10 protein-coding genes and 2 pseudogenes are annotated in these 11,812 nt (G+C 36.6%); 6 read left to right on the forward strand and 6 right to left on the reverse strand.

The genetic code is table 11. From position 1 onward, the window contains the following. Positions 1 to 204: 204 nt before the first annotated feature. The 6 genes from J416_RS08060 to J416_RS08080 all read right to left on the reverse strand — a co-directional run bounded on the left by J416_RS08060 (position 205) and on the right by J416_RS08080 (position 5,744). Positions 205 to 1,281, reverse strand: coding sequence for an erythritol/L-threitol dehydrogenase (locus tag J416_RS08060; protein ID WP_003468267.1), 1,077 nt, complete (start codon positions 1,279 to 1,281; stop codon positions 205 to 207). Between the two features lie 70 nt (positions 1,282 to 1,351). Further along, positions 1,352 to 2,302, reverse strand: coding sequence for an ABC transporter permease (locus J416_RS08065; protein WP_083875558.1), 951 nt, complete (start codon positions 2,300 to 2,302; stop codon positions 1,352 to 1,354). Between the two features lie 2 nt (positions 2,303 to 2,304). Next, a complete protein-coding gene (locus J416_RS16030; RefSeq protein ID WP_003468269.1) occupies positions 2,305 to 2,868 on the reverse strand; it encodes an ATP-binding cassette domain-containing protein in 564 nt (187 codons plus the stop codon). A gap of 35 nt (positions 2,869 to 2,903) precedes the next feature. After that, a complete protein-coding gene (locus J416_RS16035; protein ID WP_003468270.1) occupies positions 2,904 to 3,803 on the reverse strand; it encodes a sugar ABC transporter ATP-binding protein in 900 nt (299 codons plus the stop codon). A 57-nt stretch (positions 3,804 to 3,860) separates the two neighbouring features. Continuing rightward, on the reverse strand, positions 3,861 to 4,832 hold the full coding sequence (locus J416_RS08075; protein ID WP_003468271.1) for an ABC transporter substrate-binding protein: 972 nt from the start codon (positions 4,830 to 4,832) through the stop codon (positions 3,861 to 3,863). A gap of 333 nt (positions 4,833 to 5,165) precedes the next feature. Next, entirely contained in the window at positions 5,166 to 5,744 is a 579-nt protein-coding gene (locus tag J416_RS08080; protein WP_003468273.1) for an ANTAR domain-containing response regulator, read from the reverse strand. A gap of 171 nt (positions 5,745 to 5,915) precedes the next feature. On the opposite strand from J416_RS08080, the gene J416_RS08085 reads away from it, so the two are divergent. The 6 genes and pseudogenes from J416_RS08085 to J416_RS16705 all read left to right on the forward strand — a co-directional run. Then, a complete protein-coding gene (locus tag J416_RS08085; RefSeq protein WP_003468274.1) occupies positions 5,916 to 7,775 on the forward strand; it encodes a histidine kinase dimerization/phosphoacceptor domain -containing protein in 1,860 nt (619 codons plus the stop codon). A gap of 322 nt (positions 7,776 to 8,097) precedes the next feature. Continuing rightward, on the forward strand, positions 8,098 to 8,880 hold the full coding sequence (locus J416_RS08090) for a metal ABC transporter ATP-binding protein (RefSeq protein WP_003468275.1): 783 nt from the start codon (positions 8,098 to 8,100) through the stop codon (positions 8,878 to 8,880). Then, a complete protein-coding gene (locus J416_RS08095) occupies positions 8,873 to 9,727 on the forward strand; it encodes a metal ABC transporter permease (protein ID WP_003468276.1) in 855 nt (284 codons plus the stop codon). Before J416_RS08090 ends, J416_RS08095 begins: the two co-directional genes overlap by 8 nt. Then, on the forward strand, positions 9,727 to 10,137 hold the full coding sequence (locus J416_RS08100) for a Fur family transcriptional regulator (RefSeq protein ID WP_003468278.1): 411 nt from the start codon (positions 9,727 to 9,729) through the stop codon (positions 10,135 to 10,137). Before J416_RS08095 ends, J416_RS08100 begins: the two co-directional genes overlap by 1 nt. A gap of 161 nt (positions 10,138 to 10,298) precedes the next feature. Further along, positions 10,299 to 11,159, forward strand: a pseudogene (locus J416_RS08105) (metal ABC transporter solute-binding protein, Zn/Mn family); the annotation flags it as partial. 129 nt (positions 11,160 to 11,288) lie between these two features. Further along, positions 11,289 to 11,445: pseudogene (locus J416_RS16705) on the forward strand (ZinT/AdcA family metal-binding protein); the annotation flags it as partial. Positions 11,446 to 11,812: the final 367 nt, after the last annotated feature.

The raw sequence follows: 11,812 nt of genomic DNA on the forward strand, positions 1-11,812 counted from the left end.
TATCCTCCAAATTAAAAAGCGAAAATATTTTGTTCGGTTACATTTCAACCAATATATACTTTAATAGTATCGAAGGAAAAGTGCAAGGGGGCGAGGATAGAATTTACATTATCGATCAGGATTGGCATTGACCGTGGCCATTCCATAAAAAAGAGGGAGACCTTCATGTTGTCTCCCTTTTCTACATCCAATGATTCAATATGCTTACGGTTTTATTGAGACTTTAATCGCTTCAGGATCTTGAGCGGTTGCGATTGCTTGCGGAAAGTCGTCAATATCAAAGGTGTGTGTGACAATGCCTTCGGCGCTCACTAATCCTCTTTCAAATAAGTCAATGGCGATTGGGTACGTATATGGCCCTAAGTGTGAGCCGCGGATATCTAGTTCTTTTTTATCGCCGATGACACTCCAATCTGTTGTCGTTTCTTTACCAAACACGCTAAATTCAACGTATCTACCTAACTTTCGAACCATTTCTAGGCCTTGTGTTACCCCTTTTGGATTACCTGTCGCTTCAATATACACGTCACAGCCATAACCATTCGTTAAGTCTTTGACCTTCTGAATCACATCTTCTTTGGTTGGATTCATACAAATATCTGCTCCGTATTTCTTGGCAAGTTCTAATCGTCTATCATTGGCATCCAATACTACTAATGTCTTCGGTGTTTTCAGTTTAATCAACTGGATCATACATAAACCTAACGTTCCAGCACCAGCCATGACAACAAAGTCTTCAAACTCAATGGTAGCACGTTGAACCGCATGAACGGCACAAGCCATTGGTTCGAGTAAACTGGCTTCATAATCGTTTACCCCTTCAGGGACCTTGTAAATTTTGGATTGAGGACTAAATTTCATATATTCAGCCATTGCGCCTTCTGCGACCTCACGTTGGAAGCCATACATATTATGAACTTGGCACATCCAATACTTTCCGCTATTACAATACATACAGTTCCCGCATGGATTGATCTGATCCGTTGTAATTCGATCGCCGATTTGTAAATCATGTGTTTCTGCAGCACCTTCTCCTAGTTCTGCAACCTCTCCGTAAAACTCATGTCCAGGAATAACGGGCGCTTTTAACCAAGGGTCATCTCCCGCCCAATACATGTCAGCACCATGATATACTTTCAAATCGCTCCCGCAAATGCCACAAGCTTTTACTTTAATAACAATTTCCCCTGGTCCAGCTGTAGGCGTATTCACTTCCTCCACACGGTAATCTTCTGGTCCGTGGCAGACAACTGCTTTCATCGTTTCAGGTAATTGACTCATATCTAACCTCTCCTTTTGAATTTCATAAATTATTAGAGTAATAGACGCTTTTCATTATTTCTTCTGATCTTTATTTGTCTTTCATTTTACTACTGTAATAGATGGCGCCTACAATAATCACACCTTTTAAAACCCTCTGTAAGTAAGGGGACACGCCAATCAGATTCAATCCATTACTGAGTACGCCAAGTAGTAAAGCACCTAAGAATGTACCAAAAATATGACCGCGGCCACCTGATATCGCTGTGCCACCTAATACAACAGCGGCAATCGCATCCAATTCATAAGTAACACCAGCAGTAGGTTGGCCAGATGCTAAGCGTGAAGTCATAATAAGGCCACTGATACTTGCTGTAACACCACTGATTAAATAAACTAAGCTTTTAATACGCTTTACTTTAATGCCAGATAATCGAACGGCTTCTTCATTACCGCCAATCGCATAAATATATCTTCCCAATGGCAGGTGGTTTAACATGAGATATGCTATTAGGTAAACCGCAATCATGATGATGACGGGCATCGGTATTCCTAGCACATACCCTCTTCCAATAAAAGTGAATGAGTCCGGTACGCCAGATAATGGATAACCACCAGTGTATAAGAGAGCAAGACCTCTCGCTGTTTCCATCATAGCTAAGGTGACAATAATGGCAGGAATTTTTGCATAGGCAACAAAAGAACCGTTAATATATCCAAGTAGCGCACCTAAAAGGATTCCTGCTATAATAGCAAGGATAGGGGGTAAACCGTTATTAATCATTAACCCTGCCATTATCGTCCCTGTAAAGGCCATTACCGAACCGACCGATAAGTCGATGCCGCTTGTTAAAATAACAAATGTCATACCGACAGCAAGAATTCCGTTGATTGAAACTTGCCTTAGTATATTTGTAATGTTCGTAGCTGTTAGGAACTCACTGCTAATGATTGAAAAAATGAAACATAGTACTAAGAAGCCTAATAATGTTAAAATTTCTGGATTCTTAAATAAGTCTCTTCTGAATTTATTACTTATCATGTTCAACTTGTTTCACCACCTGTTGCAAAATACATGACCTTTTCTGATGTTGCTTGGTCACCTTCGATTTGAGATTTGATTTCACCATTATGCATGACCATGATTCGATCACTCATTCCTAATACTTCTGGCAGTTCAGAAGAAATCATAATGATCGAAATACCAGTATCAGCTAATGTACGCATCAATTTATAGATTTCTTCTTTTGCTCCAACATCAATACCGCGAGTTGGTTCATCAAATATAATTAAATGACAATCTGTATTTAACCATTTCGCTAAGACAATTTTTTGTTGGTTCCCGCCACTTAAATTCTTTGCTTGTTGATGTTCACTCGGTGTTTTAATCGTTAAATCATCAATCGATTTGGAGATGATTTGACTTTCTTTCGTTTTATTGATTAATCTCAGGTGATTCCTTAATTTATCAATGATCGGCAAACTGATATTATTTGCAACACTAGAATCAAGAATCAACCCTTGTGTTTTTCGATCTTCAGGTATGATGCATATGCCATGTTCTAATGCATCGGTTGGTGATTGAATATCGACTTTTTTGCCATTCAAATAGATCTCTTTATCATCTGCTCGGTCAGCGCCGATTAAAGCTCGAACGGTTTCAGTTCTCCTGAACCGACCAACCCTGCAATTCCTAAAATTTCGCCTTTTTTAATCGTAAACTGCACATTATTCACATAGTCATTGGAAAGCCTTTTCACTGCTAGCAATTGTTCGTTATTTTCAATCGATGTGTTTGATGCTGGGAAGTTGTTGTTAACATCTCTTCCGACCATCATTTTCACCATATCGTCCTTATTCGTTTCAGAAATGCTTTTACTATTGACCCATTCACCGTCTCTTAAACAAGTGATACGATCGCACATTCTCAAGATTTCTTCTAAATGATGCGAAATATAAATGATCGTGACACCTTCCGCTTTTAATGTGTCAATTAAACGGAATAAATCCTCTACTTCTTTTCCAGTTAAGCTGGCGGTTGGCTCATCAAAGATTAAAATTTTGCAGTCAATAGAAATCGCTTTGGCAATTTCGATAAATTGTTGCTCGGCAATACTAAGGTTTGCTACAGGTGTGTCTATATTTATATGAGCATTTAATTTGTGTAACGTTTCTTTTGTTCTCTCCTTCATTAATGCTTTATTCAACAAGCCGTTTCCTTTTCTAATTTCTCTGCCTAAATAGATATTATCAACGGCATTTAAGTAAGGGATTAAACTAAACTCTTGATGAATGATACTGACGCCCAGGTTCTGTGCTTGCTTCGGATTGGTAAAATTAACCTTATCACCTTCTAGGTAGATATCACCTGTAGTCGGTTGATAGACACCAGATAAAATTTTCATCAAAGTTGACTTGCCAGCACCATTTTCACCGACTAATCCGTGTACTTCGCCTTTTGTTATTTGAAAATTGACGTTCTGTAGTGCTTTTACACCTGGGAACTCTTTTGTAACGTTTTGAAACTCCAATATATCAGTCATCGTGATTCCTCCCAGTGGATGCAAGAGCGCTTACAAAGAAGCGCTCTTGTATTGATATTACCATTCAAAGCCTTCTGCGTTTTCTTCAGTCAGAAGTTTGACATCAATTGGCACTTGTTCAGGTACGACTTCTGCGCCCCAATGTTTTGATAATGCCATGCCCATACCGACTCTGATTTGGTCTCTTGGGAATTGAGCTACTGTTGCTTTAAAGATATCTCCGTTTACAATCGCTTCAACTGCTTCTGGGTGACCATCCACACTATATAGACCAACATCTTTGCCAGAAGATTCAATCGCTGCTAGAGAACCTAGTGCACCACCGTCATTCACACTAAATATGGCATCTAAATCGGAATTGGACTGTAACATATTTTCTGTAACGGACATAGCTTTCGATCGTTGTTGTTCACCATTTTGCGTATCAACAATCTCGATATCTGAGTTTTCTTGAATCGCATCCTTAAAACCTTCCACGCGTTCTAAGATTGGTACAACCGGAATACCGTCTAATATTGCCACATTTCCTTCGCCGCCTAAATCTTCAGCCATTTTTTCACCAGCTAAATAACCGGCATTATAGTTTTTGGATCCTACAAATGAGTCAATTGGACCTTCGGCTTGTGCGTCAATAGCGACTACAGTTATACCCGCATCTTTTGCTTGAATAACGGCTTCTTCTACACCTTCACTGTCCGTTGGATTAATTAATAAGATGTCAATATCCTGCTGGATCATATCGTTAATATCGTTAATCTGTTTTGTTACGTCGTGTTGAGCATCCGCAACAACCGTTTCTGCGCCCAACGATGATGCGATATCTTTAAACGATTCTTCCATCGAAATAAAATACGGATTATTCATTTCTTGAAAGGACATGCCAATTTTTAAATCTTCACCTTGAGTTGATGAATTCTCTCCTGATGACTGATTATTTTCACCGTTGGTCTCACCAGATTGCGAACAACCTATTAAGAACAGAAATAAAACAAATAATAAGACCGACATCCCTTTTTGCATTCTTTTCATTTTTTGCCTCCTCATAAGATGATTGGTTTCATTTGCTTAACGCTTACATTTAACCGCTTACATTTTCAACGGAACTGTACTGTGCTTATACAAAAGTTGCGATACCATTTCTTTTATCCATACACATCCCCCCTTTAATAAAGTAAAAAAGGGCACCTGTTACAATGCGGTTTCAAACATAGCAAACCGTCATTGTATACAGGCACCCTTGGCCTTCTCCATTCCTATACCACCCATAAGCATAAGAATAGAAAGCGTATTCAATTTGATCGATATTTCTTAATTATGAGAATAATTTATCATAGCGTATATGTCAACACTTTGTGAAATTTTTTATAAAATAGATTCTAATTCAATAATATCCTTAGCTACCTCAACCAGTTTCTTATTGCGATTTCGACTCATTTCTTGCAGTTTCTTCATGGCATCGGGCTCTTTTAGTTCTTTGTTTTCCATTAAAATGCCCTTTGCTTTTTCGATATACTTTCTTGCTTCTAATGCTTTCTTCGTATCATCTAATTCATACTGGATATTTTTAAATTCTTCATACCTGGCTAAACTTACTTCAATCGCTACTTTAAGATCTCGTTTGTCTACAGGCTTCACTAAATAATTCAGCACACCTTCCTCAGTGGCTCTTCTGATCAATTCTTCATTGTGATAGGCGCTAATAATAATGGACGGAATAAATAATTTCTGATTGATGATTTTTATTGCCTCAATACCGTCAATATTTGGCATGCTAATATCCATGACTAATAAATCCGGTTGTTCTTTTGTTGCTTTTTCTATGGCATCTTCACCATTGGTTGCTTCAATGACTTCATGACCCAATTCTTCCAAGTTAGATTTCAGACCCATTAATATGAGCATTTCATCTTCAGCAACCAGTACTTTTAGGCGCGTATTCATTTGCTTCACCCCATTGTTGTCATGATATAATGCGCTTACATACTGTTATGTCCATTTATAAAGTAATATTCATTATTCGTCAAATGTGTATTTTTTGTTGAAATGATAGTTTTTTCCTTTTGATCTAAGAAGTTATATGTATCGATTCAAGTAGTAGAGAGGAGATTTACGATGTCCCATTATCTATTTCATACGATCAACCTTGAAAATAGCAGTATTGATGGTCATATAAAAGATATAAATATAAAAGTGCATGATAATGAGATCCATACGCTGGTGATTAAAGATTCTTCAGAGCAGGCATTGTTTATTGAAGCGTTAAATCATATGCATCATTCTTCAGGAGAGGTTTTCTTTCAAGGGCAAAAGATAACAAACGATAGACATGACACGTCTTTGCTTGAAAATCCCCCGTTTTCGATTTTACATGAAGTACCACCTGTATTAAACAACTTAACCGTTGCTGAAAATATTCATCTAAAATCGCTGCCGAAATATAAATTTTTAGGTTTGATTAACTGGAGAAAGGTTCGAAAAGATTGTCGAAATGTCTTAAATGATCTCAAACTGGACTACCCTTTAAATCATAAGCTTCGCGAATTTTCAGACGAAGATAAGAAATTTATCTATGTGGCACAAGTATTTCTAGCAAATCCAAAGTTAATTATTATGCATGAGCCAATTGAAGGGTTATCGGCTAAAAATGCTTCAAAGATGTATGAGATCATTCAACAATTTAAAGAGGATGGAGGTAGTGTGCTTTATATCACCAAGCAATGGGAAGAGGCTTTAAAGATATCCGATCGTATATCGATCTTAACGAATGGAAAAATAACGGATGAAATGCTAGCGAAAGATGCAAAGGTCGATCCTCAACAATTTATTAAAAAAATAGAAGGCTATCATTATAAAGTTGACAGTTATTCAAGAGATGATCATGAAAGTTTGTTAAACACCGTCTTTAAAGCGGCTGAATTTCTCACATCAGAATATGAATTGAAAGATGTTCTATTATTATTGGTGAAAGAAGTATGTAGAATCATGCATGCTGATGGGTGTTCTATACAATTAATCGATGAAGATTCTTGGAATATTATTGATCAATTTGAATATCAGCAAAGACATTCGATTTATGCAGAATTGACAAAAGAAACCATGAAACATGTAGCTGAAAATAACGAAATTTTCTATATCAATGAGAAAGACAAAGAGTTTAATATGTTTTTTGAGAAAAACAATCATGTCAAAACGTATATCTGTGTACCCGTGTTTATTCGCTCTCAAGTAACCGGCGTCATTGGCATATTTTATGAGCATTTATATGTTTATTCGAAAGAGGAGTCTCAATATTTATCAGCTCTGGCAAAGCATGCGGCCTTAGCTATTGAGGACACACGACTCATGGGAAGGTCAACGCTTTTACAAGAAAGTCATCATCGTATTAAAAATAATCTGCAGTCGATTATAAGTTTAATTACGCTGCAAAAGAATATCTATAGTAAGAATCAAGATAAATCGATCGATGAATTATTGGACAATGTAATTCAGCGTATCAAAAGCATTGCTGCTGTTCATAATATTTTATCAAGCGATCAATTCGGAAGAAGCATTATCAATTTAAAGGATATTATTTCATCGGTTATTCATATTTCTAAAATTAATACGGATATTGACATTACGGTTGAATTAGATGACATCTTTATCCCTTATAATAAGGCGACTTCTATCGCATTAATTATTAATGAACTTGTTATTAATAGTCAAAAGCATGCATTTAAGGAGGGGCAAAGCGGTGTTATTCGTGTGAAAACTGTAAAATATGAAGAATATGTTCTCATCAGTGTACATGATAATGGTGTCGGTATAACAGATGAACATAAGATCGAAAAATCAAAAAATATAGGTTTAAATATATTGGAAAGCATTATTATCAACGAATTTAACGGCGAGATGTCGATGGATAACAATAATGGACTGGAAACGACGATTCAGATCCCTTCCAATCGATTATTTGTAAGTAACATGATTTGATTGGTAGGTGTTATCATATAAATATTAGTCAGTTAGAGAAGCAAGCTGTTGGATGAATATCCGACAGCTTGCTTCTTTTTATAAGGTAGAAAAGAAAAGGAGATTTAAGTAGCTAATTGTAGCAGAGAAAGAAAATCCTTGATTCATTTGAAATTCTCCTTTATGATAAACAATAGGTTAATCGTAATGATTACGAATAAGGTATTTTGTAATTAACGAAGATTCATAACGCTTTTCATAGTTAATGACAAGCCTCCGTTAACTATATGTATAAACGTCCGAAATAATTCGTAATGATTACTGTTTACTAAGGAGTGATAAAATGAGTGAACCTAAGATTGTCGAAGTAAAAAACGTCTCTTTCAGATATGAAAAAGAATGGGCCATTGAACATGTGAACTTTTCGATAGATAAGGGACAATTCCTGGGATTAGTCGGACCGAATGGTTCTGGAAAGTCTACCTTGATTTATTTGATTCTAGGACTTATAAAACCGAATAAAGGAAGTATCAGAGTGTTCGATGAATCAATTACCCACTTTAATAAATGGAAGGAAATTGGGTATGTCCCACAAAAGGCCAACAGTTTCAATACGGGATTTCCAGCGAGTGTTTTGGAAGTGGTGAAATCTGGACTTGTATCCAGGTTAGGCATCTTTCGTTTTTTAAAGCGTAAGCATACGCAAAAAGCAATAGAGGCACTAAAAATCGTAGATATGGAGGATTTTGCAAAATCAAATATTGGAGAGCTTTCCGGTGGTCAACAGCAAAGAGTGTTCATTGCTCGTGCACTCGTTAGTGATCCTTCGTTATTAATTCTCGATGAGCCAACGGTGGGAGTTGATACGAAGCATGTTACGGATTTGTACGATTTATTGGGTAGATTAAATAAAAAGAATGGAATTACTCTTCTTATGATCACGCACGATATAGGAACCATTACCGAGCATGCAACTCATGTTGTTAGTATGAATAAAACGATAAACTTTTATGGAACATCCGAGGATTATAATCAATACAATGCTCAGGGATCGTTGCAGTGGTATAGAGAACAATCGGACCAAGCATTCGTTACCACCCACAAGGAGGTAACATCCGATGTTTGACGTCTTTTTTGAATATGAATTTTTGCAAAATGCAGCTATCACAGGAATATTAATTGGTCTGATTGCACCGCTTCTTGGCGTTTTTATTGTGGTTCGTAGGCTTTCTTTAATTGCTGATGCCCTTTCTCATATTACGTTAACAGGAATTGCGGCCAGCCTATTATTAGAAAAGAAAGTGTCTGGAATAAACAATTGGGACCCTGTATTCATGGGGATGATATTTTCAGTGATCGGAGCCGTATTAATTGAACGTTTGAGGAAAATGTACAAGAAATATGAGGAATTAGCCATTCCTATTATCCTTTCTGGGGGAATAGGGCTAGGTGTCATTTTAATTTCGCTAGCAGACGGTTTCAACACCGATTTATTCAGTTACCTGTTTGGAAGTGTAGCAGCTGTGAGTCGTTCCAATATGTGGACTATTTTGTTCATAACGATTTCTGTAATTATCCTTGTTCTCTTGTTTTATAAAGAATTATTTATTTTGTCGTTTGATGAAGAACATGCCAAGATATCAGGGGTTAAGGGACGGTGGATTCATCTATTATTCATTTTAATGGTAGCATTAGTTATTGCTGCTTCTATGCAGGTGGTAGGAATTTTACTCGTCTCAGCTTTGATGACATTGCCTGTAGCCGCGGCATTCAGGATTGCCAAAAGTTTTAAACAAACGATTCTTCTATCGGTCATATTTGGTGAACTTTCTGTTATTGTTGGTTTGTTCTCCGCTTATCATCTAAGTGTTCCCCCTGGTGGAACAATTGTAATGACAGCAATTGTTATTCTTATTTCAACCATTGTTTACAAAAAGGTAAGTACACTGTTCTGGATAAAGGAGGAAGCTTAATGAATGTAAACACCGCCATTCAAAAATTAAAAGAAAAAGGATATAAGCATACTAAACAAAGAGAACAGATATTAAATATTCTAGTTAACAAAGATCATTATATTGCCGCTAAAGAAATAATAGAAAGGATTAAACAACACTTTCCTAATGTAAGTTACGATACTATTTATCGAAATTTATATCTTTTAACCAATGAAGAACTATTAGAAATGACTGATCTACACGGGGAAAAGCATTTTCGGATTATGTGTCATTCTAAAGGGCATCATCATCATTTAATTTGTAACACATGCGGAAAAACCAAGACGATTGATTTCTGTCCTATGGATATCGTGGATGATAAGTTAGAAGGATATCAAATTGACACTCATAAATTTGAAATCTATGGGTTATGTCCACAATGTCTCTAAGCCAGCCCCAAAAGCTGGCTTAAATTTTTTGATTTAAATCGTAACAGTTACTATTTACAAATCGTAACTGTTACGATATAATGGTTTTAAAATAAGGGAGGATGAAGGAAATGGTAAAAAATATTTTAGGTGTTTTCGCTCTGCTAATTCTTATTTTTATGATGGTTGCATGTGGGAATGAATCTACGAATCATAACGGAGATGGAAACAATACTCAAAACTCAAATGAAGAGTTAAAGATATTTACGACAGTATATCCTATTCAGTATTTTACTGAACGAGTCGCAGGAGATGAAGCTTCTGTTGAGTCCATCTTGCCAGCGGGGTCAAATCCACATAACTATGAGCCTACATCTGAGGAAATAGTGAAAATTGCTGAATCCGATGCATTTATTTATAATGGAACAGGTTTAGAACCTTTTGCGAAACAAATTTCAGATTCTATTCAATCCGAAGATGTGAAAATTACAGAAGCGGCAAAAGGGATTGAATTAAAAGACCATGTACATAGTCATGAAGAAGGCGATGAGCGTGAGCATGAGGAAGGAGAAAGTAGCGATCATAATCATGGAGACAGTGATCCACACGTTTGGTTAGATCCAATTCGTTCTATAGATTTAGCCGAGAATATTAAGGACGCTCTTATAGAACTCCGACCGGATCAAGAGGAAGCTTTCAATAAAAATTTTGAACAACTAAAAGGAGAACTCGAGAATCTGGATCAAGAGTTTCATACACAAATTGAGAGTTTACCTGAGAATAAAATCATTGTTTCGCATGAAGCGTATGGGTATTGGGAACAGTCTTATGGAATTGAACAAATTGCTCTTTCGGGGTTAAGCCCTACCAATGAACCTTCTCAAAAAGAGATTCAAAATATCATAGATACTGCTGAAACGCATGGTTTAAATTATGTATTTTTTGAGCAAAATGTAACGCCTAAAGTTGCCGATGTCGTCAGAAAGGAAATTGATGCAGAGACTTTGCGTATTCACAATTTATCTGTCTTAACAGAGGAAGATATTAACAACGATGAAGATTATTTTTCTCTTATGGAACGTAACCTAGAAGTCTTAACGGAGGGATTATCCGAATCTGCCTCCGTTTCAGATGACTCTTCTGAAACAACAGAGGAATCCAATAATAGTGAACATGATCACGAGCATAGTCATTCCCATGAATGAAGAAACTGAAAAAAGGTATTTTGAGGATAGTCAAGTGAAGGATCGTTCTCTTTCTGATTGGGAAGGCGACTGGCAATCTGTTTACCCACTCCTTCAAGATGGAACACTTGACGAGGTCTTTGCTCTTGGCCAACCTACTATCCGTCAGAATTGATGGACATGATATCGCGCATGAAATGATGGCGCATTAGTATTACAACGATAAGGCTCGGGCAGCAAGCTGTTGGATCTACCCAGCAGCTTGCTTTTTTCTTCCTTATCGTTTCGCTCATGAATGAGTCACATGTAAAGCCAGTTAATTACTCTGCAAAAAAATTAATGCATCCAATCGAACCATTTATTCAGATCTAGAAAAAATAGACGAACATGTTCAAAATATGGTTATGCTACGTTATCATTTAGTCCATAAATATCTCTCTTAGAACACATGTAATTGTGTTTTTTTAATGACTAAATTTAAGATAAGCTACCTTGTAATTACTCATAAGCCC

Origin of the sequence: Gracilibacillus halophilus YIM-C55.5 (assembly GCF_000359605.1) — a bacterium.
Taxonomy (GTDB): Bacteria; Bacillota; Bacilli; order Bacillales; family Amphibacillaceae; genus Gracilibacillus; species Gracilibacillus halophilus.

What these genes read in the sequence shown, in the direction of transcription:
- J416_RS08060 (WP_003468267.1), bottom strand. Translation starts at nt 1,281, where the DNA reads ATGAGTCAATTACCTGAAACGATGAAAGCAGTTGTCTGCCACGGACCA.
- J416_RS08065 (WP_083875558.1), bottom strand. Translation starts at nt 2,302, where the DNA reads ATGATAAGTAATAAATTCAGAAGAGACTTATTTAAGAATCCAGAAATT.
- J416_RS16035 (WP_003468270.1), bottom strand. Translation starts at nt 3,803, where the DNA reads ATGACTGATATATTGGAGTTTCAAAACGTTACAAAAGAGTTCCCAGGT.
- J416_RS08075 (WP_003468271.1), bottom strand. Translation starts at nt 4,832, where the DNA reads ATGAAAAGAATGCAAAAAGGGATGTCGGTCTTATTATTTGTTTTATTT.
- J416_RS08080 (WP_003468273.1), bottom strand. Translation starts at nt 5,744, where the DNA reads ATGAATACGCGCCTAAAAGTACTGGTTGCTGAAGATGAAATGCTCATA.
- J416_RS08085 (WP_003468274.1), top strand. Translation starts at nt 5,916, where the DNA reads ATGTCCCATTATCTATTTCATACGATCAACCTTGAAAATAGCAGTATT.
- J416_RS08090 (WP_003468275.1), top strand. Translation starts at nt 8,098, where the DNA reads ATGAGTGAACCTAAGATTGTCGAAGTAAAAAACGTCTCTTTCAGATAT.
- J416_RS08095 (WP_003468276.1), top strand. Translation starts at nt 8,873, where the DNA reads ATGTTTGACGTCTTTTTTGAATATGAATTTTTGCAAAATGCAGCTATC.
- J416_RS08100 (WP_003468278.1), top strand. Translation starts at nt 9,727, where the DNA reads ATGAATGTAAACACCGCCATTCAAAAATTAAAAGAAAAAGGATATAAG.